The following is a 22,070-nucleotide window of genomic DNA, read 5'->3' as shown; positions in this document are numbered from 1 at the left end:
GCCGACCCCAACGGGCCGCCGCAATCGGCCACTTCACCGGCCGCTGTGGTCAGCCCAGGTTCTTGGTGAGGGTGTACTCCGTAACCCCCGGCGGATAGTCCGGGATCACGCACACCACCTCGTACCCCCGCTTCTTGTAGAAGTCCGGTGCCTGGAAGTCCCACGTCTCCAGGCGGGCCGCCACACAAGCCCGCTCCTCGCGGGCGATGCGTTCCGCCCGCGCGAGCAGCCGGGAGCCGAGCCCCGTCCCTCGGTGACGGCCGTCCACCCACAGATAGGTCACGTGGAGCCAGTCCGCCCAGGTGTGGCAGACGGCTCCGGCGGCCAGGGCGCCGGAGCCGTCCAACGCCCAGACGTGAAGCGGAACTTCACGTTCGCGAGGGGTTCCGCGGAGGGCCCGGAGGACCGGGGACGCGGCCGTGTTGGTTTCGAGCAGCCGGGCGCGGAGCAGATCGCGTCGCTCTCTGTCGACTTCCGTCTCAATACGAAACATGCGGCTCACCATAAACGGGCCGGACAGTCAGTTCTGCAAATTGGGTTCCGCTGCTGCGCCCCGGCCGTACCCTGTGAACAGCACCGGTGGGGGCCGGTGCTGATCAGGGGGCGAGACAAGTCGGGTACGACGCCCGATGTGGGGGTAGCAGTCTCTGCACGGCGGCGGCCGTGCGGCTTCGGCCGCTCCTGGGCGTCGTACCCGCAACCATCGCTTCGTCTCCCGACGATGAGGTATCCCCTGCTCCACAGGAGCCTGGGGAAGGGGGTTTCGTGGTTCGCATCCGAGTCCTGGTCGTCGACGACCATCGCATCTTCGCCGAGTCGCTCGCCGCGGCACTGGCGGCCGAGCCCGATGTCGACGTGTCCGCGGCCGGCAGTGGTCCCGCCGCGCTGCGCAGCATGGAGCGCGCGAACGCCGAGGGCCGCAGATTCGACGTCCTGCTGGTGGACGCCGACCTGGGCGGCAATGTGCAGGGCCTCCGGCCCGCCGTGCCTGTTCAGGCGGGCAACGAGGACGGGCTGGTGGACGGGATCTCCCTGGTCGCCGGGGTCCGTTCCGCCCAGCCGAGCGTACGGATGGTCGTACTGGCGGAGAAGGACGATCCGCGCAGGGCCGCGCTGGCCCTGCAGGCCGGGGCGTCCGGCTGGGTCGCCAAGGACTGCTCGCTGTCCAGGCTTTTAACCGTCATCCGAGGTGTCCTGCGCGACGAGACGCATCTGCCGCCGGCCCTGTTGACCGGGGTCCTGCGGGAGTTGACGGCCGCGCGCAAGCATCGCACCGAGAGCGAGCGGCTGGTGGAGTCGCTGACTCCGCGGGAGCGCGAGGTGTTGCGCTGCATGGTGGCCGGGCTGGGGCGGAAGGCCGTCGCCGAGCGGCTGTTCCTTTCCCCGCACACAGTCCGGACGCATATGCAAAACGTGCTCGGCAAGTTGGGGGTCCATTCGACCCTTGCGGCCGTGGCTCTTGCCCGGCGTGCCGGGGTCGGGCCCGTCGACCTAGCCGGGGATGTTGTCGAACGGGGCGGTCAACTGGCGTAGCAGTCCCGCCAGTTCGCCCCGTTGGGCGCGGGAGAGTTCCGCGAGGATCGCGCGCTCCTGCGCCAGCAGTCCGGCCAGGGCCTGGTCCGCGCGGTCCTGGCCCTCCTCGGTGAGCCGGACCAGTACGCCCCGGCGGTCGCTGGGGTCGGGGAGCCGTTCGACCAGGCCCTTCTTCGCCAGGCGGTCGATACGGTTCGTCATCGTGCCGGACGTGACCAGGGTCTGGGTCAGCAGCTGGCCGGGGGAGAGTTGGTAGGGGCTGCCCGCGCGCCTGAGCGCCGTCAGCACGTCGAACTCCCAGGGTTCCAGGCTGTGCTCGGCGAACGCCAGCCGCCGGGCCCGGTCCAGGTGCCTGGCCAGCCTGCTCACCCGGCTGAGCACCTCAAGTGGCTCCACGTCGAGGTCCGGGCGCTCCCGGCGCCACGCTGCGACAAGCCGATCGACCTCGTCCTCCATGACGATCAGTGTAGTGGTTGTGTCGACATGAAGTCTCTTGACATCAACTAACTCTCCTCAAAGTCTCTTGACGTCGAGATAATTCCGGGAGGAGAGTGGGAGTCATGACGACGACTTGGGACCCCGCCCAGTACCTGCGGCACGCCGGCCACCGCGCCCGCCCGTTCGCCGACCTCCTCGCGCGCGTCACCGGTGTCCCCGGCACCCCGCCCCGCATCGCCGACCTCGGCTGCGGCCCCGGCAACGTGACCGCCGTCCTCGCCGAGCGCTGGCCCACCGCGCACATCACCGGCTACGACAACTCGCCCGAGATGCTCGCGCGGACCGAGCCCTACGCCGGCCCCACGGCGGGTGGTGGCAGCCTCGACTTCGCCCACGCGGACGCGACGGAGTGGGCGCCCGCGCAGCCGTACGACCTGATCGTGTCGAACGCGGCGCTCCAGTGGGTGCCGGGGCATCTGGACCGCTTCGGCGACTGGGTGGCCGCGCTCGCGCCGGGCGGCACCTTCGCCTTCCAGGTGCCGGACAACATCGACGCGCCCCTGCACGCCCTGATGCGCGAACTCGCCGCCACCGCCCGCTGGAAGAGCCGTCTCGGGGATGTCCTGCGGCACGAGGACTCGGTGCACGCGCCTGGCGTCTACCTCGACCGCCTGGCCCGCCTCGGCTGCGCGGCGGACGTCTGGCAGACGACGTACCAGCACATCCTGCCCGGCCCCGACCCCGTCCTCGACTGGGTCAAGGGCACCGGCCTGCGCCCCGCCCTCACCGCCCTCGCCGACGACCCGGAGGCGCGGGACGCCTTCGTCACCGAGTACCGCGACCTGCTGCGCGAGGCGTATCCGACGGCGGAGTACGGCACGGTGCTGCCGTTCCGGCGGCTGTTCGCGGTGGCCCGTAAGGGGGTGTGAGCGGTGATCGCGGCCGTGGACCATGTGCAGCTGGCGGCCCCGGCAGGGTCGGAGGACGCGCTGCGCGCCTACTACGCCGACGTCCTCGGCATGACCGAGATTCCGAAGCCACCGACGCTCGCGGCGCGGGGCGGGTGCTGGTTCGGGGCGGGGGCGGTCCAGCTCCACCTGGGCGTTGAAGCGGATTTCCGTCCCGCGAAGAAGGCCCACCCCGGGCTCCGGGTCGTGAACATCGAGGCGTACGCGGCCCGGCTGGAGGCCCGCGGGGCGCAGGTCGGCTGGGACGGGGACCTGCCGGGGCACCGGCGGTTCTACTCGGAGGATCCGGTGGGGAACCGGCTGGAGTTCCTGGAACCGGAAGGCTGAACGGTGTTTGTCCGCCGCGATCGCGGCAACTCGAGTGGTGACCGAGTTCCGATCCGACCGGGAGTGATGAACCGTGGCAAAGGACGAGAAGGCCAAGGCCAAGAAGGAACAGGTCAAGGGCAAGACCAAGGAGACCGTGGGCCGCGCCGTCGGCAACGAGACCATGGAGATGAAGGGGCAGGCCGAGAAGTCCAAGGGGGACGCGCGGCAGGCCAAGGAGAAGGCCAAGGACGCCTTCAAGCGCTGACACCTGCGCCGGAAGCGACGAGGGCCCCTGCCGGACGGCGGGGGCCCCTTCCGTGTGCTCGGATCAGCTCTTGCGGTGGCCTATCAGGCGCGGCTTCGCCTCCAGGCCGTCCAGACCGTGCCACGCCAGGTTCACCAGATGCGCCGCCACCTCCGCCTTCTTCGGGCGGCGGACGTCCAGCCACCACTGGCCGGTCAGGGCGACCATGCCGACGAGGGCCTGGGCGTAGAGGGGGGCGAGCTTGGCGTCGAAGCCGCGGCTCTTGAACTCCCGGCCCAGGATGTCCTCGACCTGGGTCGCGATGTCCGAGATCAGGGACGCGAAGGAGCCCGTCGACTGGGGGATGGGGGAGTCGCGGACGAGGATGCGGAAGCCGTCCGTGTACTCCTCGATGTAGTCGAGGAGGGCGAAGGCCGCCTGTTCGCAGAGTTCGCGGGGGTGGCCGGCCGTCAGGGAGCTGGTCACCATGTCCAGCAGCCGGCGCATCTCGCGGTCCACGACCACCGCGTACAGGCCCTCCTTGCCGCCGAAGTGCTCGTAGACCACCGGCTTGGAGACCCCGGCCTTCGCCGCGATCTCCTCCACCGACGTGGCCTCGAAACCCTTCGCCGCGAAGAGCGTGCGACCGACTTCCAGCAGCTGGGCCCGGCGTTCGGCTCCCGTCATCCGGGTGCGGCGCGCGCGCCGGGGCTTTTCGTTGCCTGGGGTGCTGCTGGGATCGGTCGCCACGGCGTCAATCATGCCGCCTCCGCCGGCTCCTTCCGGGGCCGAGAGCTGTCCGGACCGGAGATACGGCGCGAATCGATACGCGAGCGTGACGGCCAGCGCACGTCATAGGCCCAGCCGAGCTGCTCGCACCAGCGGATGATCCGCGCCGAGGAGTCGAGCTGGCCGCGCATCACACCGTGCCGCGCGGACGTCGGGTCGGCGTGGTGCAGGTTGTGCCAGGACTCGCCGCAGGACAGGATCGCCAGCCACCACACGTTGCCCGAACGGTCGCGTGACTTGAAGGGGCGCTTGCCGACCGCGTGGCAGATCGAGTTGATCGACCAGGTGACGTGGTGCAGCAGCGCCACCCGGACGAGCGAACCCCAGAAGAAGCCGGTGAACGCGCCCCACCAGGACATGGTGGCCAGGCCGCCGATCAGCGCGGGCAGCGCGAGCGACAGCATCGTCCAGAAGATGAACTGGCGGGAGATCGCCCGGATCGTGCGGTCCTTGATCAGGTCCGGCGCGTACTTGTCCTGCGGGGTGCGCTCCTCGTCGAACATCCATGCGATGTGCGCCCACCAGAGGCCCTTGATCAGTGCCGGCACGGTCTCGCCGTAGCGCCACGGCGAATGCGGGTCGCCCTCCGCGTCGGAGAACTTGTGGTGCTTGCGGTGGTCGGCCACCCAGCGCACCAGCGGGCCCTCGACCGCCATCGACCCGGCGATCGCGATGGCGATCCGCAGCGGGCGCTTCGCCTTGAAGGAGCCGTGCGTGAAGTACCGGTGGTAGCCGATCGTCACGCCGTGGCAGCCCAGGTAGTAGAAGAACACCAGCAGGCCGAGATCCAGCCAGCTCACCCCGCCCCAGCCCCAGGCCAGCGGCACCGCCGCGACCAGCGCCAGGAACGGGACGGTGATGAAGAGGAGAAGAGTCAGCTGTTCCAGCGTCCCCTTTTTCTCGCCGCCGAGGGTGGCGGCGGGCAGCGGGGTGCCGTCGTCGTTCGCCCGCGGGGCGTCGTCGATCACATCGGAGCTCGTGGTCATGGGCGTCCCCTGTGGGGTTCGGAGGTGGAGGCGGAGCGTCGGACGGCGGGAGCCGAGTATGAGTTCACCATGGACTTCCCTACGGTTCCGTAACCTACGGCGACGTAAGTATGGCAGTGCGTCGACAGGTGGACGAAGCCCGTGAGACCGCGCGTCAGAGTGGACACCTATCCTTGGTGTCGGTCGGACAGCGCGGTCCGCTCTGTTTTCTTCCCGGATGTCCGTCCCCTATGCGACAGCCGCCGCGGGACCGCCGTCCGGGTTCCCTCCAGACGAGCTTCAAACACTGCAAGGAGCCGCACCTGTGAGCAGTGCCGACGACCAGGCCACCACGACCAACAACGAGCTGCGCGCCGACATCCGGCGCCTCGGCGACCTGCTGGGCGAGACCCTCGTCCGCCAGGAGGGCCCCGAGCTGCTCGAACTGGTCGAGAAGGTCCGCCGCCTCACCCGGGAGGACGGCGAGGCCGCCGCCGACCTGCTGCGCGGCATAGAGCTGGAGACCGCCGCCAAGCTGGTGCGCGCCTTCTCCACCTACTTCCACCTGGCCAACGTCACCGAGCAGGTGCACCGCGGCCGCGAGCTGCGCGCCCGCCGCGCCGCCGAGGGCGGTCTCCTCGCCCGCACGGCCGACCGCCTCAAGGACGCCGACCCCGACCACCTGCGCGAGACGGTCAAGAACCTGAACGTCCGCCCGGTCTTCACCGCGCACCCCACCGAGGCCGCGCGCCGGTCGGTCCTCAACAAGCTCCGGCGCATCGCCGCGCTCCTGGAGACCCCGGTCATCGCCTCCGACCGCCGCCGCTACGACACCCGGCTGGCCGAGAACATCGACCTGGTGTGGCAGACCGATGAGCTCAGGGTCGTACGGCCGGAGCCCGCCGACGAAGCACGTAACGCCATCTACTACCTCGACGAGCTGCACGCGGGCGCCGTCGGTGACGTCCTCGAAGACCTCACCGCCGAGCTGGAGCGCGTCGGCGTCAAGCTGCCCGACGACACCCGCCCGCTCACCTTCGGCACCTGGATCGGCGGCGACCGCGACGGCAACCCGAACGTCACCCCCCAGGTCACCTGGGACGTCCTGATCCTCCAGCACGAGCACGGCATCAACGACGCCCTGGAGACGATCGACGAGCTGCGCGGCTTCCTCTCCAACTCCATCCGCTACACCGGCGCGACGGACGAACTGCTGGAGTCCCTCCAGTCCGACCTGGAGCTGCTGCCCGAGATCAGCCCCCGCTACAAGCGGCTCAACGCCGAGGAGCCCTACCGGCTCAAGGCCACCTGCATCCGGCAGAAGCTGGAGAACACCAAGAGCCGACTGGCCAAGGACACCCCGCACCAGCCCGGCCGCGACTACCTCGGCACCGCCGAGCTGCTGCACGACCTCACCCTGATCCAGACCTCCCTGCGCGCCCACCGCGGCGGCCTCTTCGCCGACGGCCGCATGGACCGTACGATCCGCACGCTCGGCGCGTTCGGCCTCCAGCTCGCCACCATGGACGTACGCGAGCACGCGGACGCCCACCACCACGCGCTGGGCCAGCTCTTCGACCGGCTCGGCGAGGAGTCCTGGCGCTACTCCGACATGCCGCGCGAGTACCGCACCAAGCTGCTCGCGAAGGAGCTGCGGTCGAGGCGGCCGCTGGCTCCGACGCCCGCGCCCGTCGACGCGGCCGGTGAGAAGACCCTCGGGGTGTTCGAGACCATCAAGAAGGCCCTCGCCGTGTTCGGGCCCGAGGTCATCGAGTCGTACATCATCTCGATGTGCCAGGGCGCCGACGACGTCTTCGCCGCCGCCGTCCTCGCCCGCGAGGCCGGGCTGATCGACCTGCACGCCGGCTGGGCCAAGGTCGGCATCGTGCCGCTCCTGGAGACCACGGACGAGCTGAAGGCCGCCGACACCATCCTGGAGGACATGCTCTCGGACCCGTCCTACCGGCGGCTCGTGGCGCTGCGCGGGGATGTCCAGGAGGTCATGCTCGGGTACTCGGACTCCTCCAAGTTCGGTGGTATTACGACGAGTCAGTGGGAGATCCACCGGGCGCAGCGGCGCCTGCGTGACGTCGCGCACCGGTACGGCGTGCGGCTCCGCCTCTTCCACGGTCGCGGCGGAACCGTCGGCCGCGGCGGCGGCCCGTCCCACGACGCGATCCTCGCCCAGCCCTGGGGCACCCTGGAGGGCGAGATCAAGGTGACCGAGCAGGGCGAGGTCATCTCCGACAAGTACCTGGTGCCTTCACTGGCCCGCGAGAACCTGGAACTGACGGTCGCCGCCACCCTCCAGGCCTCCGCCCTGCACACCTCGCCCCGCCAGTCCGACGAGGCGCTCGCCCGCTGGGACGCGGCCATGGACGTGGTCAGCGACGCCGCCCACGCCGCCTACCGCAGGCTGGTCGAGGACCCGGACCTGCCGACGTACTTCCTCGCCTCCACACCGGTGGACCAGCTCGCCGATCTGCACCTGGGCTCGCGGCCCTCCCGCCGCCCCGGCTCGGGCGTCTCGCTCGACGGACTGCGCGCCATCCCGTGGGTGTTCGGCTGGACCCAGTCCCGGCAGATCGTGCCCGGCTGGTACGGCGTGGGGTCGGGGCTGAAGGCGCTGCGCGAGGCGGGCCTGGACACCGTGCTCGACGAGATGCACGAGCAGTGGCACTTCTTCCGCAACTTCATCTCCAACGTGGAGATGACCCTCGCCAAGACGGACCTGCGGATCGCCCAGCACTACGTCGACACTCTCGTCCCGGACGAGCTGAAGCACGTCTTCGACGCCATCAGGGCCGAGCACGACCTGACCGTCGCCGAGGTGCTCCGCGTCACCGGTGAGGCCGAACTCCTCGACGCCACCCCGGTGTTGAAGCAGACCTTCACCATCCGCGACGCCTACCTCGACCCGATCTCCTACCTCCAGGTCACCCTCCTCAAGCGCCAGCGCGACGAGGCGGCCGCGGGTGCGGAACCCGACCCGCTGCTGAGCCGCGCCCTCCTCCTCACCGTCAACGGTGTGGCGGCGGGGCTGCGCAACACCGGCTGAGGAACAGCGAGACGGGTGCCCCCGAGCTGTCGTAGCAGCTCGGGGGCACCCGTCTTTTCAGGCGATCAGAGGGCTACGAACGCCGCCGTCAGCAGCGCGATCCCCGACCAGGCCAGTACCCACGCGGCCCGGGTCAGCCGCAGGCCGCCGGCGACCACCACCGAGGCGAGCAGGAGGGCGCCGCCGAGGGGGACCCAGGCGTAGAGGATGCCGGCGGGGCCGGAGCGCATGACCTCGTCGGTGCCGGGCTTCACGACCACCGCGTACGTCCGGCCCTTTTTCACCGCGACCGTGTGCTCGATGACGACCTTGGCGCGGGCCTGCGACCCGGTCGAGACCGGTGTGTAGGGCCCGGTGCAGGTGTCGTCGCCGCACGCGGCGACCTGGATCGTGCCGGTCTCGCGGCCCTTGGTCAGCATCACGTTGTGCGCGGTGGGCCAGGAACCCCAGACCCCGGCGATCAGGATCAGCAGGGCGACCGTGCCCATCGCCGCGAGCCGTCCGAAGTTCATGGCGGGGATCATTGGCCATACCCGCACATGCGGTCAACTCCGGTGACCGACAAGTCGGTCAAGTCAGGAGTTGTACGCGCTCTGCGCCCGCTCCAGGCCCTCGCTCACCAGACACTCCACCGAGTCGGTGGCGCGGTCCACCAGGAAGTCGAGTTCCTTGCGCTCCGTGGACGAGAAGTCCTTCAGCACGAAGTCCGCCACCTGCATACGGCCCGGCGGGCGCCCGATCCCGAACCGCACCCGGTGGTAGTCCGGGCCCATCGCCTTCGTCATCGACTTCAGCCCGTTGTGGCCGTTGTCGCCGCCGCCGAGCTTGAGGCGGAGGGTGCCGTAGTCGATGTCCAGTTCGTCATGGACCGCGACGATGTTCGCGAGCGGCACCTTGTAGAAGTCGCGCAGCGCGTTCACCGGGCCGCCCGACAGGTTCATGTACGACGTCGGCTTCACCAGCACGACCCGGCGGCTCGCCGGACCCGGTGCGCCGAGCCGGCCCTCCAGGACCTGCGCCTGCGCCTTTCCGGCCCGCTTGAACTTGCCGCCGATCCGCTCCGCGAGCAGGTCGGCCACCATGAAGCCCACGTTGTGGCGGTTGTTCGCGTACTCGGGGCCCGGATTCCCGAGGCCCACGATCAGCCAGGGGGCATTGGCGTCGGTCGTCACGTCCATCTCTCCTTGATACGCGCCAGCCGCTGCTCCCGGTGGGAACAGCGGCTGGCGAAACGGTGAGCGGTGAGGATCAGGCCTCGGTGGCCTCGGCCTCGCCCTCGGCGGGGGCTTCCTCCGCCTGGGCGGCCAGCACCTGGAGGACGACCGCGTCCTCGTCGATGGCCAGCGTGGTGCCCTTGGGGAGCGGGATGTCCTTGGCGGCGATGGAGGCACCGGCCTCCAGGCCCGCGATGGACACGGTGACCGACTCGGGGATGTGCGTGGCCTCGGCCTCGACGGTGATCGTGCTGAGGACGTGCTCCAGCAGGAAGGAGCCCGGGGCCAGCTCGCCCTCGGTGTGGACGTAGACCTCGACGGTGACCTTCTCGCCGCTCTTCACGGTGAGCAGGTCGACGTGCTCGAGGAAGCCCTTGATGGCGTCGCGCTGGACGGCCTTCGGGATGGCGAGCTGGGTCTTGCCCTCGATGTCCAGGGTCAGCAGGACGTTCGGGGTACGCAGGGCGAGCTGCAGCTCGTGGCCCGGCAGCGTGACGTGCAGCGGGTCCACACCGTGGCCGTAGACCACGGCGGGAACCTTCTTGTCACGGCGGATACGGCGGGCGGCACCCTTGCCGAACTCGGTGCGGGTCTCGGCGGTGAGCTTGACGTCGGCCATGGTCACTCCTCGTAGAACAGTTGGGGGTGGGGGCGGTCACCCGGCCGAACATCGGCCTGCTACGAAGAGCGCGTCGATAACGGACCGCCGTACGGACTTCTTGCGAAGCGGTACGGCCTCCCTCGCCGAGCAACTGTCGCAGCTTACTCGGCGGGGAGGCCGTACCAGAAATCGATCTACGACCGGTCTACGACCGCGGGGGTCAGTGCTCGTCGAAGAGGCTCGTCACCGAGCCGTCCTCGAAGACCTCGCGGACCGCGCTGGCGATGGTCGGGGCGATCGACAGGACCGTGATCTTGTCGAGGTCGGCGCCGAGTTCGCCGGGGGTGGGGAGGGTGTCGGTGAGGACGAACTCGCTGACGCGGGAGTTCTTGAGACGGTCCGCGGCCGGGCCGGAGAGCACGCCGTGCGTCGCCGTCACGATGACGTCCTCGGCGCCGTGCGCGAACAGGGCGTCGGCGGCGGCGCAGATCGTGCCGCCGGTGTCGATCATGTCGTCGACCAGGACGCAGACGCGGCCCTTGACCTCGCCGACCACCTCGTGGACGGTCACCTGGTTCGCCACGTCCTTGTCGCGCCGCTTGTGCACGATCGCGAGGGGCGCGCCGAGGCGGTCGCACCAGCGGTCGGCGACGCGCACGCGGCCGGCGTCCGGGGAGACGACGGTCAGCTTGCTGCGGTCGACCTTGTTGCCCACGTAGTCCGCGAGGAGCGGGAGGGCGAAGAGATGATCCACGGGGCCGTCGAAGAAGCCCTGGATCTGGTCGGTGTGCAGGTCGACGGTGAGGATGCGGTGCGCACCCGCCGTCTTCATCAGGTCCGCGACCAGCCTGGCCGAGATCGGCTCACGGCCGCGGTGCTTCTTGTCCTGCCGGGCATAGCCGTAGAACGGCACGATCACCGTGATGGAGCGGGCCGACGCGCGCTTCAGCGCGTCGATCATGATCAGCTGCTCCATGACCCACTGGTTGATCGGGGCCGTGTGGCTCTGGATCACGAAACAGTCCGCGCCACGCACCGACTCCTCGAAGCGGACGTAGATCTCGCCGTTCGCGAAGTCGAAGGCCTTGGTCGGGACGACCCCGACACCCAGCTGGTGGGCGACCTCCTTGGCAAGCTCGGGGTGGGCGCGGCCGGAGAAGAACATCATCTTCTTCTCGCCGGTCGTCTTGATCCCGGTCACAGCACTGTCTCCTCAGAGGTCATTCAACTGGGTGTGCGTTTATCACGGTACGCCGTGTTCGAGGCGTACGATTCCGGTCAGTTCTCGCTCTCGCCCTGGCGGGAAGCCGTTTCTGCCGCCTTCGCCGCCGCGCTTCCTGGACGCTTGCGGGCCACCCAGCCCTCGATATTCCGCTGCTGGCCACGGGCCACGGCCAGCGAACCGGGCGGTACGTCCTTCGTGATCACGGAGCCGGCGGCGGTGTACGCGCCGTCCCCGATCGTGACAGGTGCCACAAACATATTGTCCGACCCGGTACGGCAGTGCGACCCGACGGTGGTGTGATGTTTGGCCTGTCCGTCGTAGTTGACGAAGACGCTGGCGGCCCCGATGTTGCTGTACTCGCCGATCGTCGCGTCCCCGACATAGGAGAGATGCGGGATCTTCGTCCCCTCCCCGATCGTCGCGTTCTTCGTCTCGACGTATGTTCCGATCTTGCCCTTCGGGCCCAGCCGGGTGCCCGGACGGAGATAGGCGTACGGTCCGACGCTCGCCCCGGGACCGATGTGCGAGCTGACGGCCACGGTGTTGTCGACGCGGGCGCCGGCCTCGACGACGGTGTCCGTCAGGCGGCTGTTGGGGCCGACCTCGGCGCCCTCGCCGATGTGCGTGGCGCCGTGCAGCTGGGTGCCCGGCTGCACGATCGAGTCCTGGCCGAAGGTGACGGTGACGTCGATCCAGGTCGTCGCCGGGTCCACGACGGTGACCCCGCCGAGCATGGCCTCGGTCAGCAGCCGGTCGTTGAGGATGCGGCGGGCCTCGGAGAGCTGCACGCGGTTGTTGATGCCGGCGATCTCGCGGTGGTCGCCCGCGACGGAGGCGCCGACGCGGTGCCCGGCCTCGCGCAGGATGCCGAGGACGTCGGTGAGGTACTCCTCGCCCTGGCTGTTGTCGGTGCGCACCTTGCCGAGGGCGTCCGCGAGCAGCTGTCCGTCGAAGGCGAAGACCCCGGAGTTGATCTCCCGGATCGTCCGCTGCGAGTCGGAGGCGTCCTTGTGCTCGACGATCGCGGTCACCGCGCCGGAGGCGCCGTCGCGCACGATCCGGCCGTAGCCGGTGGCGTCCGGGACCTCGGCGGTGAGCACGGTCACCGCGTTGCCGTCGGCGGTGTGGTTCGCGGTGAGTTCGCGCAGGGTCGCGCCGCGGAGCAGGGGGGTGTCGCCGCAGACGACGACCACGGTCCCATCGACGTTTCCGAGTTCCTCCAGCGCCATCCGTACGGCGTGACCCGTGCCGTTCTGCTCGGCCTGGACCGCGGTCCGCACTCCGGGGTCCGTCTCGCCGAGGTGGGCGGTCACCTTCTCGCGGGCGTGGCCCACGACGACGACCAGGTTCTCCGGCTCCAACTCGCGGGCGGCGGCCAGCACATGGCCCACCAGGGTGCGGCCACAGATCTCGTGCAGGACCTTCGGTGTGGCCGACTTCATACGGGTGCCCTCACCCGCTGCGAGTACGACGACGGCTGCCGGGCGAATGGCGCTCACGGGTATGCCCTTCGGCTTCGGAATGCTGGGGGGTGGACATTCGCAGGATACCGGGGCGTTTCATGGGGGACATGAGAGTGGGCCCTGACAGTGCTGTCAGGGCCCGAAGGGGATTGCGGGGAGAGGGGGTTGATCGGTTGTTGCTCAGTTTTGCTCCCCCGCCAGGACTCGAACCCGGACAAATGGCACCAAAAGCCACGGTGCTGCCAATTACACCACGGGGGATCAAACTCGTTTGAACCGGACATTTAGCCTGGTCGCCGAGTGGGCAACAAACACTATGCCGTACCGGATGCCCTCCGTGCGACGGTACTTCTGCGCGGTGATCGGTTTCGTCATTGTTCGATTACGCGCAGTGGTGTAGGCAACTCGTCGAAACTCGACGGAAAAGCGGGGCCCGGCGCCCGTAGGCTGGAGGCATGACCACGACGGGGGAAGAGCACACCACGGGCCGGGGAGGGCCGTGGTGGTGGACCAGGTGGCGTAGTGCGGTACTCGACGTGGGGCTCGCCGCCGGCTCCGCGGCGGAGTGCGGGGCGGAGGGGATCCGGTTCGCGCACGACGCGGGGGTTCCGGCGGCTGTCGGCGTCGTCTTCGGGGTGCTCGCCGGATCCACGTTGGTCGTGCGGCGGAAGTGGCCGATCGCCGTTGTTCTGGTGTCCATCGCTATTACTCCGGCCCAGATGGGCTACCTGATGGGCATCGTCGGGCTCTACACGCTCGCCGCGTCCGAGCTGCCGCGGCGGATCATCGGGTCGCTGGCCGGGATGTCCTTCCTCGGCATGCTGATCGTCATGTTCGTGCGGGTGAAGCAGGACACCCAGCGCGGGTCCTGGGAACTCGGCGACTGGTTCGTGCCGTTCGCCTCCATCACCACCGCGGTCGGGATGACCGCGCCGCCCGTGCTGCTCGGGATGTACGTCGGCGCCCGGCGGCGTCTGATGGAGAGTCTCCGGGAGCGGGCCGACAGCCTGGAGCGGGAGTTGCAGCTTCTCGCGGAGCGGGCCGAGGAGCGGGCCGAGTGGGCGCGGGGTGAGGAGCGGACCCGGATCGCGCGGGAGATGCACGACGTCGTCGCGCACCGGGTGAGTCTGATGGTCGTGCACGCGGCCGCCTTGCAGGCGGTCGCTCGGAAGGATCCGGAGAAGGCCGTCAAGAACGCGGCCCTTGTGGGGGACATGGGGCGGCAGGCGCTGACCGAGTTGCGGGAGATGCTCGGGGTGCTGCGGAGCGGGGACGGGGTGGGCACCAGGGAGCGGGCCGCCGTGCCGCTGGTCGCGGTGGGGGTGGCCGCCGCGGTGGCGGCCTCGCGGGTCGTGGACGACGAGGGCGGGGGCGACGGGCCGTGTCTGTCGGACGTGGACGAGTTGCTCGGGCAGTCCGCGGCGGCCGGGATGGCTGTGGATCTGTCGGTGGAGGGGGAAACCCGGTCGTACGCGGCTGAGATCGAGCAGACCGCGTATCGGGTGGTGCAGGAGGCGTTGACCAACGTCCACAAGCACGCGGCCGGCGCGAAGACGCACGTACGGCTCGCGCACCGGGTGTCGGAGATCGCGATGCAGGTCGAGAACGAACCGCCGCCCGAGCCCGCGTCCGCCTCGGCGGCTCGGCTGCCGTCCGGGGGGAACGGTCTGGTCGGGATGCGTGAGCGGGTTCTCGCCTTGGGTGGGGTGTTTGTTTCGGGGCCCACGGACGCCGGTGGGTTTCGGGTTTCGGCGGTTATTCCGGCTGTCTGAGGTCGGGGGGTCGCCCTGCGTTTGGTGTGGGTCGGTGCCGTGTCGGGGGGTGTCCGTCCTCGGAACGGCGCGGAATCGGTCTCGCAAGATTTCGGGGGTGTTGACGCGCCAACCGCTGCGGGCGGACACCCCCCGACACGTCACCTTCTCGCCGTACGCGGGTGACGGGCCGCTTCGGACGCCGCTCAGCCCGCCGTGAGCCGTACCGGCTCTATGCCTGAGACGAGGGCGGTCAGGGCCTGGTCGATGTCGGGGCCCAGGTACCAGTCGCCGGTGTGGTCCAAGGCGTAGACGCGGCCCTCGGCGTCGATGGCCAGGAGGGACTGGGTGTCGGGTTCCTCGCCCAGGGGGCTGACGTCGGTTTCCAAGGCGCGGCCGAGGTCGCCGAGGGTGCGGGCCATGTGCAGGCCGTGCAGCGGGTCCAGGTGGAGTGCGGCGGGGGCGATCTGGCGGCCGGGGCCGGTGGGTGCGATGCGCAGGCCGCCGAACTCGGCCCAGGCCTCGACCGCCGCCGGGAACACGGCGTGCTGGTGGCCCGCGGGCGAGGTGTGGTCGCGCAGGGTGTCCGCCCAGATCTCGGCCTGCTTTATGTCCCAGCGGCCGGGCTGCCAGCCGGCGGCGCGCAGGGCGGCGTCGACGGGTACGGAGAAGCGCGTGGAGGAGTGGGAGTGGCGGTCGGGGTGCATCTGCCCTTCGATCGTCGGCGGCGTGGGATGTGGTGCTGGGTGGTGCCTTGTCCTGAGCGGGGGGTGGGTGTCAGCCGGTCTCCGTTGCGGGGTCCACGACTCGGACGCCGAAGTGGGCGCTGAGGGCCGCGCAGGCCCGGCAGGGGGCGGCGAAGCTGCCGTGCAGGGGGTCGCCGTCCTCGCGGATGCGGCGGGCGGTGAGTTTGGCCTGCTTGAGGGTCTTGCGGGCCTCGCCGTTGGTCATCGGCTTGCGCGCGGCGCGTTTGCTGCGCTCGGCGTCGGCGGCGGCGATGTGGCGGGAGATCAGGATCGCCTCGGCGCAGCGGCCGGTGAAACGGTCGCGCTGGGCGCTGGTGAGGGTGTCGAGGAAGTCCTGTACCAGTGGGTGCAGCGCGGGCGGCTGGTCGCCGCGCGCGGCGGTGCCGGTGAGGGTGGTCGCGCCGCGTACGGAGAGGGCGGCGGCGACGGTCGGAAGTATGCCGTCACGGCGGTGGTTGAGGGCGGGTGCTTGCCGTCCCTCGGTGGCGCTCCAGCCGACCCTGGGGTCGCCCGAAGGCCCGGTGTGCGCCCCGGTGTGCGGTCCCGTCTGCGTCGCGTTCATGATCGTCATCCCCTCCCGAGCATCCCCCGGCGGGACTCAGAGTGCCAAATGCCGTGGCGGGTGCGGTAGCTGGGGCTGCGCGACACGCCAGGGCTTCGGCGGGCTGTCACGGCGGGGTGACGGCAGGTCACGGAAGTGAAGGTCCGGTGACGGGGGTCGGCGACCGCTGCCGGTGACCCGTGCCGCCGTACCGCATAGGCTGTCCGCACCGCGATCCACGCGGTCGACGCGTGGAGACAGTCGAACGAAGACGTCAAGAAGACGAGACAGTCGATACGGGGCACAGCGGGGCGAGTTGGACATGCGCCCGCTGTGAATCGTACTGAATGCCGCAGGGGGCAACCGCCATGACGACAGGTCGGCTCGGGCAACAAGCCGCGCCACCGAACGCGGCCTACGCCGGGCAGGTCGTGCACTTCCCGGACCCGGTCCGGGCGGCCCGTCACCCGAGAGGGGTGCGGATGGACGAGCGCGGCTACCCCGACTTCTCGCCGTACGCGCGCGCGGCGGCCGAGATCGCCGAGCCCCCGGAGGGCTTCGGCGTCGACGAACTGCGCCTGACCGACTACGTGTCCGCGAACGCGGCACTGGCCGCGGCCGGGCACCAATTGTGGGACACGGTGCCCGCGGTGGCCACCCCGCACGGCTGGACCTGGCACCACGTGGTCGGCACCCGGCGCCTCGAACTCGTCCCTGTCGAGGTCAAGGCGCTGCTGCGGCACCACGGCGGGATCGCCACCGCGGCCGTCGACCACGACAAGCGCGGCACCCGCCCCCTCCAGGAGACCCGCCCCGCGCACTTCGGCCTGCCGAAGTCCTCGCTCGCGGTCACCGAGGCACAGGTGCAGGGCGTCGAGGAGGACCTCGGCTACCGACTCCCGGGCGCCTACCGGTCGTTCCTCAAGGCGGCCGGCGGGAGCGCGCCCATCGGCACCGCGCTGGACGCCGAGTTGGGGTTGTTGATCGACCAGCCGTTCTTCACCGTGCGCGACGAGGCGGCCGTCAACGACCTCGTCTACGTCAACAAATGCCTCCGCGACCACCTCACCAAGGACTACCTCGCCGTCGGCTTCGTCCAGGGCGGCCTGCTCGCGGTGAAGGTGAAGGGCCAGGCGATCGGTTCGGTGTGGTTCTGCGCCTACGACGACGCCCGCGACGTCGACCCGTCCTGGGCACCGGCCGACCGGGTGGAGCGGCTGCTGCTGGCCGCCGGGGGCGACTTCGACCAGTTCCTCGGCCGACTCGCAGGAAATCCACCGGAGTTGGAGACGGTGGCGAACCTGATGGTGGACGGCGGGTTCGCACGATCGGTGCCGGTGCCTTCGACGGCCGCGGTGGGGGAGTGAGCGACGCGATGGTGACCTTCGCACAGGCGCAGGAGCGCGCCGAGGAATGGATCAACGGGGACGTCCCCGCCTACCAGCACCGCGAGGTGCGGGTGCGGGAGTTCGAACTCGGCTTCGTGGCCTGGGCCGAGGACCGCGCCGACGGCCCGCGCTCGGACGGCGGCGGGCAGCGGCTCGTACTCGCCCGCGACAGCGGCGAGGCCACTCTGTGGCCCGCGCTGCCGGTGGGCGAGGTCATCCGCCGCTACGAGGAGGAGTACGGCCGCCCCGACGAGGTCGCCGACGCGGTACCGGCGGCTCCCGCCCGGGTGGACCTCAACCAGACGTCGTTCCTGCTGAGTCCGCCGGAGTGGTTGCAGGAGGCGGCGGACAAGATCGGGATTCAGGATCGGCGGGGGGCGGGGACGACTTCCGGTGCGGGGGCGGGAACTCCGGCTGCGGGGGCGGGTGTTGGGGGTTCGGGCTCGGCTTCGCCGTCGGGTCCGCCTTCGGGGCCGTTCGCGGGTTCGCGTTCCGGTTCGCTGCCGGAGACTCAGGCCGGGGTGCCGGCCGCTTCGGCCTGGCCGGACGCCGGCGGCGACGAGGCGCCGGGTGCGCCCGGGGTGTCGGCCGGTGCCACGCCGTGGGCCGGGACCGACACCAACGCCGATGCCGGCGAGGACCGTTCGGTACCGCTGCCCGCGACCGTGTTCGCACCGCCGCTGAGTGAGCAGCGCGAGGACGAGACCCCGGCCGACGCCGAGACCGCGCTGATGTCCGGCGGCAGCCAACTCCCGCCCACGGCAGTCGCATCGGCGCTGGGCGACGGCAACGCCCGTGGGGGAGCGGGGAGTTCGCGGGGGCAGGAGGGTGGACCCGGCGGCGGCTCCGGTGGCGCCGGCGGTACGCCGCCGACTCCGTCGTCGTATGGGTATCCGCAGGGGCCGGGTGCTCCGGGTACGCCGCCTCCCGGTGGTCCGCAGGGTGGGCCTGGGGCGGGTGCGTCGTCGTACGGGTACCCGCAGGGGGCGGGTGCTCCCGGTGCTCCGGGTGTTGTTCCCGGTGGTCCTGGTGCGTCGGCTTCCGGTGGTCCGCAGGGTGGGCCTGGGGCGGGTGCGTCGTCGTACGGGTACCCGCAGGGGTCGGGCGCTCCGGGTGGTCCTGGTGCGTCGGTCTCCGGTGGTCCTCAGGGTGGGCCCGGGGTCGATCCGTCGGCCTACGGGTATCCCCAAGGGCCGGGGGGCGCCCCCGGCGTGCCGCACGCTCCTGGGAGTCCTGGTGCGCCGGGGCGGGCGCTCGCGCCCAACGCCGGGGACATCGCCGATGCGGCCACCAGCAAGGCGGCGCCTCCGCCGCGTCGGGCGCGGAGCGGTGGTTCCAACCCGCCGCCTCCGCCGGGTGCCCCGGGGACACCGGGGGCGCGACCGGGCGGTGCGCCTGCCGGGCCGCCGCCTCCGCCGTCGGCGGGCGGGTATGTGCCGACTCAGATGGTTTCGGGGCTCGGTCCGGAGGGGTTGGCCGGTCCGGGTGCGCCGAATGCTCCTGGGGGACCGCCTCCGGGTGGGGTTCACCAGGCCGCGACGATGTTCGCCGATCCCGGTCAGGGCGGGCCGGCGGGGCCGGGTGCTCCGCAGCCGCCGGGTGCCCCTGGCGTTCCCGGTGCTCCGGGTGCGCCCAAGCCCCCGGGTGCACCCGGGGTCCCAGGCGTGCCCGGCGCCCCGCAACAGCCGCCGGCCCCCGGTGTCCCCGGCACGCCTCCGCCGCCGTACACCCCTGGTAGCCCCGGTACCCCTGGCGCTCCCGCCTCCCCGGGCGGTGCTCCCGGTGCCGTGCATCGTGCGGAGACCATGCTGGCCGGGCCTCCGGCGGGTGGGCCCGGTGTTCCTCCGGCGCCGCAATTCCCGGGCGCGCCCGGTGCGTTGGGCGCTCCGGGGATGCCTCAGGGGGCACCGCCCCAGCCGATGCCGCCGGGTGCGATGCCGCCCCCGGGGCAGCAGGCACCCGGTCATCCTCACCCCGTGCCTCCCGGGCCCGGGCAGCCGTTCCCGGGTCAGCAGCAGCCTGCCTACGGCTATCCGCAGCAGGGGCAGCCGACCGTGGGACCGGGCTATCAGGCCGTGTTGCGGTACCGCGCGCCGGACGGTTCCGAGCAGCAGGTGATCCGGCGGTCCGCGCCGGGGACGCCGCACCCGGAGTGGCAGATCTTCCACGAGCTGCGCGGCCTGAACATCCCGCCGGACCAAGTCCTGGAACTGCACACGGAGTTGGAGTCCTGCGAGCTGCCGGGCGCGTACTGCGCGCGGATGATCCGCGAACAGTGGCCGCAGGCGCGCATCGCCAGCATCGCGCCGTACGGCACGGATCACGCGAGCCGGCAGCAGGGGATGCGTGAACTCATCGCGCACCAGGGCGAGTTGCACCAGGTGGCGGACGGGCCGGCCCGACTCGCCCCGGTGCGGGCGCCGTTGCCGCAGGTGCAGCCGACGCCGCCGGTCCCGCCGGAGGCGATCGCGCAGGAACTGGCGGGCGCGTTCGGGCCGGGAGTGTTCCGGTTCGAGCAGGCGGCGGTGTCCCGGCAGGGCGTGCCGCCGGTCGTGGCGCACACGCTGGTCGCGGCGGGGCTGCCGATGGACATGGGCCCGTTCTTCTGGGCGCAGGCCCAACCGGGCCGCCCGGTACCGACGTTGGCCGAACTCGCGCAGGAGCGCGGGGTGCGGCCGTCCGCCGACGCGGGCTCCTACCTCGTCATGGGCAGCGACTTCGGCAAGGCGATCTGCGTCCAGTACGGCACGGCGAACATCGTCGCGGTGCCCGTGGAGGCGGGGCCGGGCGGTGCCTCCGTACCGCCGCAGTTCGTGAACACGGGGCTGCCCGAGTTCGCGCGCTGTCTGGCGCTGCTCGGCCGGATGTGGCGACTGCGGTACGGGCTCAACCAGGAGCAGGCGGGCCGCTGGACCGTCGACTTCCAGGCGCAGCTGGCCTCGCTGGACCCGGCGGCGCTCGGTTCGCCGGAGAGCTGGTGGTCGGTGCTGCTGGAGCAGATGTGGGACGGGTTGTTGTAGTAGTCGGTATCTGAAGAGAAGGGCCGGACCCGGTGGTGCGATCGGGTCCGGCCCTTTTGTGTCGCGTGATGCCCGTGACCTGTCTGCGGAGTGTCGCGTTATGAACCCTTATGCCCGATACATCAAGATATGCGCGAAATCATCATTTCGTGTCCGTCGGGTGGAGAGGGGTTCCAGGATGAGCAGCGCATCGGTGTCACCACGTGGCTTCGTGGCAGTACGGGGGCGCGGCTACCGCCCCGCCCAGGTGGACGCGTACGCGGCGGCCCTCTCCCGGCACCGGGACGCCGCGTGGGAGCGGGCCGCGCGGCTGACCGTACTGGCCAGGGAGATGGAGGCGGAGGCCGAGCGGCTGCGGGAGACGGTGGCGGGGCTCGCCCCGCAGACGTACGAAACGCTCGGCGAGCGGGCGCGCCGGCTGTTCCAGCTGGGGGAGGAAGAGGCCGCCGCGGTACGGGAGTCCGCGCGGCGTTCGGCGCGTGAAACGGTCGCGCAGGCCGAGGCGCGCGCCGCCCGCGTACTCCAAGAAGCGCGGGAACAGGCGGACGCGCTCCGCGCGGAGGCTGAGGAACGCGCCCGCCATCGGCTCCTCGCCGCCCGTGCCGAGGCCGACGACCTCCGCATCGGCGCCCGGCGCGAGGTGAAGGAGGGGCGCACGGAGGCGCTCGCCGCGTTGCGCGAGGTACGGCAGCGCACCGCCGCCATGCTGGGCGAGCAGGCCAAGGAACACGCCGAGCGCTGGGCCGAGGCGGAACGTTCCGCGGAGGAGCGGCTCGCCGCGGTGGACGCCCGGTGCGCCGAACGGCTGGCCCGTGCGGAGGCGGCGCTCTCCGAGGCTCAACAGGCCTTTGCCGACGCCGAGTTGTCGGATCGGCGGCGGCAGGAGGAGGCGGCGGAGCGGGCGGCCGAGGTGGTCGCGGAGGCGCGGGTGCGGGCGGAGCGGATCGCTCGGGACACGGAGCGGGTGCTGCGGGAGCACGGGGAGACGTGGGACGACGTGCAGGCGCACATGGATCATGTGCGGAGCAGTTTGACCGCGCTGACGGGGCGGGCGCCGGCTGAGTGAACGGGGGCGCGGTTGTGGTCGTGCGCGGGCCGGTGGGGGCTTGTCGCGCCCACGCGGCGGAGCCGCAAATGGATACAGCCCCGCGCCTCAGGTGGGGTCAGTGCTCCGGCGCTCCAAGTCACCCATGGTCGGCGCAGCAAGGTGTCGGGTTGGGGACCTCGAAGGGAGCCAGGGTGTTGCCCGCCGCCGGGACCAGGGCCAGTACCAGTCGTCCCTCGCGCCATTCCGGTCGTACGTGATTCTGGGTGTGCACCGGTGTGGCAGGGTCCGGAGCGTCGCCCGACGTGGCGCCCACCACGATCACCTCGTCGATCGCCGTCAGTTCCAGCAGGTCGGAAAGGGTGACCGTCCCGGTGAGGTGTTCCGCGCCGGGGAACAGGACCGCCCGGCCCGAGCGGCGGGCGGTGTGTTCGGCGGCTGCCTGGGCGGCGGCCTCCTGGTCGCCCTGGGGGGCCTCGGACTCGGTGAGGCGTTGCCAGGCGTTCGTGGCCGATTCGGTGTCCGGGAGTTCCAGTGACACGGCCGTTCCGCGGCGCGTGTCCGTGCGGATCAGGTGGGTGCAGGCGACCGTGCCCGGGGGGAGCGCGAGGGTGGTCACGAGGTCGCGGACGAGGTGGTCGGCCTCGCGGAGGGTCGTCGTGCCGGGGGGGGGGGGGGCGGCGGGGGGGGCGGGGGGGGTGGCGGGGGGGGGGGTGGGGGGGGGGGGGGGGGGCTCGAACAGCGAGAGGGAGGGTAGGGATCTGTTTGTCTA

Annotated in this window: 21 protein-coding genes and 1 tRNA gene; 9 read left to right on the top strand and 13 right to left on the bottom strand. The window is 71.2% G+C overall.

Annotated features, from left to right (window positions below):
- Positions 1–49 precede the first annotated feature (49 nt).
- Positions 50–505, bottom strand: a complete 456-nt coding sequence (locus tag ACFXC1_RS40620; RefSeq protein ID WP_381252515.1) for a GNAT family N-acetyltransferase — start codon at positions 503–505, stop codon at positions 50–52.
- Between the two features lie 260 nt (positions 506–765).
- Here ACFXC1_RS40620 and ACFXC1_RS40615 point away from each other — a divergent pair, with 260 nt between their 5' ends.
- Positions 766–1,533 carry a LuxR C-terminal-related transcriptional regulator gene (locus tag ACFXC1_RS40615; RefSeq protein WP_381252513.1) on the top strand — a complete coding sequence of 256 codons (768 nt, stop codon included), beginning with the start codon at positions 766–768 and terminating at the stop codon, positions 1,531–1,533.
- Here the strand turns inward: ACFXC1_RS40615 and tamR are convergent.
- The gene (gene tamR, locus ACFXC1_RS40610) at positions 1,492–1,989 is read right to left on the bottom strand and encodes a MarR family transcriptional regulator TamR (protein WP_019066624.1); all 498 of its coding nucleotides are present in this window, start codon (positions 1,987–1,989) and stop codon (positions 1,492–1,494) included. The genes ACFXC1_RS40615 and tamR overlap by 42 nt on opposite strands.
- Positions 1,990–2,093: 104 nt before the next feature.
- On the opposite strand from tamR, the gene ACFXC1_RS40605 reads away from it, so the two are divergent.
- From ACFXC1_RS40605 to ACFXC1_RS40595, 3 genes are all read left to right on the top strand, one after another.
- Positions 2,094–2,900: a trans-aconitate 2-methyltransferase gene (locus tag ACFXC1_RS40605; RefSeq protein WP_381252511.1), complete on the top strand. Its 807-nt coding sequence runs from the start codon at positions 2,094–2,096 to the stop codon at positions 2,898–2,900.
- Between the two features lie 3 nt (positions 2,901–2,903).
- Complete coding sequence (locus ACFXC1_RS40600) at positions 2,904–3,266, top strand: VOC family protein (RefSeq protein ID WP_381252510.1); 363 nt, start codon at positions 2,904–2,906, stop codon at positions 3,264–3,266.
- A gap of 73 nt (positions 3,267–3,339) precedes the next feature.
- Entirely contained in the window at positions 3,340–3,513 is a 174-nt protein-coding gene (locus tag ACFXC1_RS40595; RefSeq protein WP_381252508.1) for a CsbD family protein, read from the top strand.
- A 63-nt stretch (positions 3,514–3,576) separates the two neighbouring features.
- On the opposite strand, the gene ACFXC1_RS40590 is transcribed toward ACFXC1_RS40595, so the two are convergent.
- Positions 3,577–4,254, bottom strand: coding sequence for a TetR family transcriptional regulator (locus tag ACFXC1_RS40590; RefSeq protein WP_381252506.1), 678 nt, complete (start codon positions 4,252–4,254; stop codon positions 3,577–3,579).
- Positions 4,251–5,267: an acyl-CoA desaturase gene (locus ACFXC1_RS40585; protein WP_381252504.1), complete on the bottom strand. Its 1,017-nt coding sequence runs from the start codon at positions 5,265–5,267 to the stop codon at positions 4,251–4,253. Before ACFXC1_RS40585 ends, ACFXC1_RS40590 begins: the two co-directional genes overlap by 4 nt.
- A 304-nt stretch (positions 5,268–5,571) precedes the next feature.
- Here ACFXC1_RS40585 and ppc point away from each other — a divergent pair, with 304 nt between their 5' ends.
- Positions 5,572–8,304, top strand: a complete 2,733-nt coding sequence (gene ppc, locus ACFXC1_RS40580; protein WP_381252502.1) for a phosphoenolpyruvate carboxylase — start codon at positions 5,572–5,574, stop codon at positions 8,302–8,304.
- 65 nt (positions 8,305–8,369) lie between these two features.
- Here the strand turns inward: ppc and ACFXC1_RS40575 are convergent, their stop codons facing one another.
- From ACFXC1_RS40575 to ACFXC1_RS40550, 6 genes are all read right to left on the bottom strand, one after another.
- Positions 8,370–8,816 (bottom strand): hypothetical protein, encoded by a 447-nt coding sequence (locus tag ACFXC1_RS40575; RefSeq protein WP_381252500.1) that lies wholly within the window; start codon positions 8,814–8,816, stop codon positions 8,370–8,372.
- 63 nt (positions 8,817–8,879) lie between these two features.
- A complete protein-coding gene (gene pth, locus ACFXC1_RS40570; protein ID WP_200714917.1) occupies positions 8,880–9,482 on the bottom strand; it encodes an aminoacyl-tRNA hydrolase in 603 nt (200 codons plus the stop codon).
- A 70-nt stretch (positions 9,483–9,552) separates the two neighbouring features.
- Positions 9,553–10,137: a 50S ribosomal protein L25/general stress protein Ctc gene (locus ACFXC1_RS40565; protein ID WP_019066633.1), complete on the bottom strand. Its 585-nt coding sequence runs from the start codon at positions 10,135–10,137 to the stop codon at positions 9,553–9,555.
- 202 nt (positions 10,138–10,339) lie between these two features.
- Entirely contained in the window at positions 10,340–11,320 is a 981-nt protein-coding gene (locus ACFXC1_RS40560; protein ID WP_381252497.1) for a ribose-phosphate diphosphokinase, read from the bottom strand.
- A 77-nt stretch (positions 11,321–11,397) separates the two neighbouring features.
- Entirely contained in the window at positions 11,398–12,843 is a 1,446-nt protein-coding gene (glmU, locus tag ACFXC1_RS40555; RefSeq protein WP_381252495.1) for a bifunctional UDP-N-acetylglucosamine diphosphorylase/glucosamine-1-phosphate N-acetyltransferase GlmU, read from the bottom strand.
- Between the two features lie 153 nt (positions 12,844–12,996).
- A tRNA-Gln gene (locus tag ACFXC1_RS40550) sits at positions 12,997–13,068 on the bottom strand.
- A gap of 194 nt (positions 13,069–13,262) precedes the next feature.
- Between ACFXC1_RS40550 and ACFXC1_RS40545 the strand changes: the two genes are divergently transcribed.
- Positions 13,263–14,579: a sensor histidine kinase gene (locus ACFXC1_RS40545; protein WP_381252493.1), complete on the top strand. Its 1,317-nt coding sequence runs from the start codon at positions 13,263–13,265 to the stop codon at positions 14,577–14,579.
- A gap of 185 nt (positions 14,580–14,764) precedes the next feature.
- Here the strand turns inward: ACFXC1_RS40545 and ACFXC1_RS40540 are convergent, their stop codons facing one another.
- Together ACFXC1_RS40540 and ACFXC1_RS40535 are read right to left on the bottom strand one after the other, a co-directional pair.
- Positions 14,765–15,265 carry an SUKH-3 domain-containing protein gene (locus ACFXC1_RS40540; RefSeq protein ID WP_381252491.1) on the bottom strand — a complete coding sequence of 167 codons (501 nt, stop codon included), beginning with the start codon at positions 15,263–15,265 and terminating at the stop codon, positions 14,765–14,767.
- A 70-nt stretch (positions 15,266–15,335) separates the two neighbouring features.
- Positions 15,336–15,875, bottom strand: coding sequence for a YwqJ-related putative deaminase (locus ACFXC1_RS40535; RefSeq protein WP_381252489.1), 540 nt, complete (start codon positions 15,873–15,875; stop codon positions 15,336–15,338).
- A 338-nt stretch (positions 15,876–16,213) separates the two neighbouring features.
- On the opposite strand from ACFXC1_RS40535, the gene ACFXC1_RS40530 reads away from it, so the two are divergent.
- The 3 genes from ACFXC1_RS40530 (at position 16,214) to ACFXC1_RS40515 (ending at position 21,319) form a co-directional block, all read left to right on the top strand.
- Positions 16,214–17,212: an SMI1/KNR4 family protein gene (locus ACFXC1_RS40530; RefSeq protein ID WP_381252488.1), complete on the top strand. Its 999-nt coding sequence runs from the start codon at positions 16,214–16,216 to the stop codon at positions 17,210–17,212.
- Positions 17,213–17,220: 8 nt separating this feature from the next.
- Positions 17,221–20,253 carry an SUKH-4 family immunity protein gene (locus ACFXC1_RS40520; RefSeq protein ID WP_463294415.1) on the top strand — a complete coding sequence of 1,011 codons (3,033 nt, stop codon included), beginning with the start codon at positions 17,221–17,223 and terminating at the stop codon, positions 20,251–20,253.
- A gap of 178 nt (positions 20,254–20,431) precedes the next feature.
- Entirely contained in the window at positions 20,432–21,319 is an 888-nt protein-coding gene (locus ACFXC1_RS40515; protein WP_381252486.1) for a coiled-coil domain-containing protein, read from the top strand.
- A gap of 118 nt (positions 21,320–21,437) precedes the next feature.
- Here the strand turns inward: ACFXC1_RS40515 and ACFXC1_RS40510 are convergent, their stop codons facing one another.
- Positions 21,438–21,917 carry a hypothetical protein gene (locus ACFXC1_RS40510; protein WP_381252484.1) on the bottom strand — a complete coding sequence of 160 codons (480 nt, stop codon included), beginning with the start codon at positions 21,915–21,917 and terminating at the stop codon, positions 21,438–21,440.
- Positions 21,918–22,070: the final 153 nt, after the last annotated feature.

The sequence above is a fragment of the Streptomyces hokutonensis genome (assembly GCF_042751305.1).
Lineage (GTDB): Bacteria > Actinomycetota > Actinomycetes > Streptomycetales > Streptomycetaceae > Streptomyces > Streptomyces hokutonensis_A.
The sequence above is the reverse complement of the archived record's forward strand: the minus strand, read 5'-3'. Positions and strand labels throughout refer to the sequence as shown.

Coding starts and splice junctions, on each gene's coding strand:
- ACFXC1_RS40620 (WP_381252515.1), bottom strand. CDS start 505: ATGGTGAGCCGCATGTTTCGTATTGAGACGGAAGTCGACAGAGAGCGA.
- tamR (WP_019066624.1), bottom strand. CDS start 1,989: ATGGAGGACGAGGTCGATCGGCTTGTCGCAGCGTGGCGCCGGGAGCGC.
- ACFXC1_RS40605 (WP_381252511.1), top strand. CDS start 2,094: ATGACGACGACTTGGGACCCCGCCCAGTACCTGCGGCACGCCGGCCAC.
- ACFXC1_RS40590 (WP_381252506.1), bottom strand. CDS start 4,254: ATGATTGACGCCGTGGCGACCGATCCCAGCAGCACCCCAGGCAACGAA.
- ACFXC1_RS40585 (WP_381252504.1), bottom strand. CDS start 5,267: ATGACCACGAGCTCCGATGTGATCGACGACGCCCCGCGGGCGAACGAC.
- ACFXC1_RS40575 (WP_381252500.1), bottom strand. CDS start 8,816: ATGAACTTCGGACGGCTCGCGGCGATGGGCACGGTCGCCCTGCTGATC.
- pth (WP_200714917.1), bottom strand. CDS start 9,482: ATGGACGTGACGACCGACGCCAATGCCCCCTGGCTGATCGTGGGCCTC.
- ACFXC1_RS40565 (WP_019066633.1), bottom strand. CDS start 10,137: ATGGCCGACGTCAAGCTCACCGCCGAGACCCGCACCGAGTTCGGCAAG.
- ACFXC1_RS40545 (WP_381252493.1), top strand. CDS start 13,263: ATGACCACGACGGGGGAAGAGCACACCACGGGCCGGGGAGGGCCGTGG.
- ACFXC1_RS40540 (WP_381252491.1), bottom strand. CDS start 15,265: ATGCACCCCGACCGCCACTCCCACTCCTCCACGCGCTTCTCCGTACCC.
- ACFXC1_RS40535 (WP_381252489.1), bottom strand. CDS start 15,875: ATGACGATCATGAACGCGACGCAGACGGGACCGCACACCGGGGCGCAC.
- ACFXC1_RS40530 (WP_381252488.1), top strand. CDS start 16,214: ATGACGACAGGTCGGCTCGGGCAACAAGCCGCGCCACCGAACGCGGCC.
- ACFXC1_RS40520 (WP_463294415.1), top strand. CDS start 17,221: ATGGTGACCTTCGCACAGGCGCAGGAGCGCGCCGAGGAATGGATCAAC.
- ACFXC1_RS40515 (WP_381252486.1), top strand. CDS start 20,432: ATGAGCAGCGCATCGGTGTCACCACGTGGCTTCGTGGCAGTACGGGGG.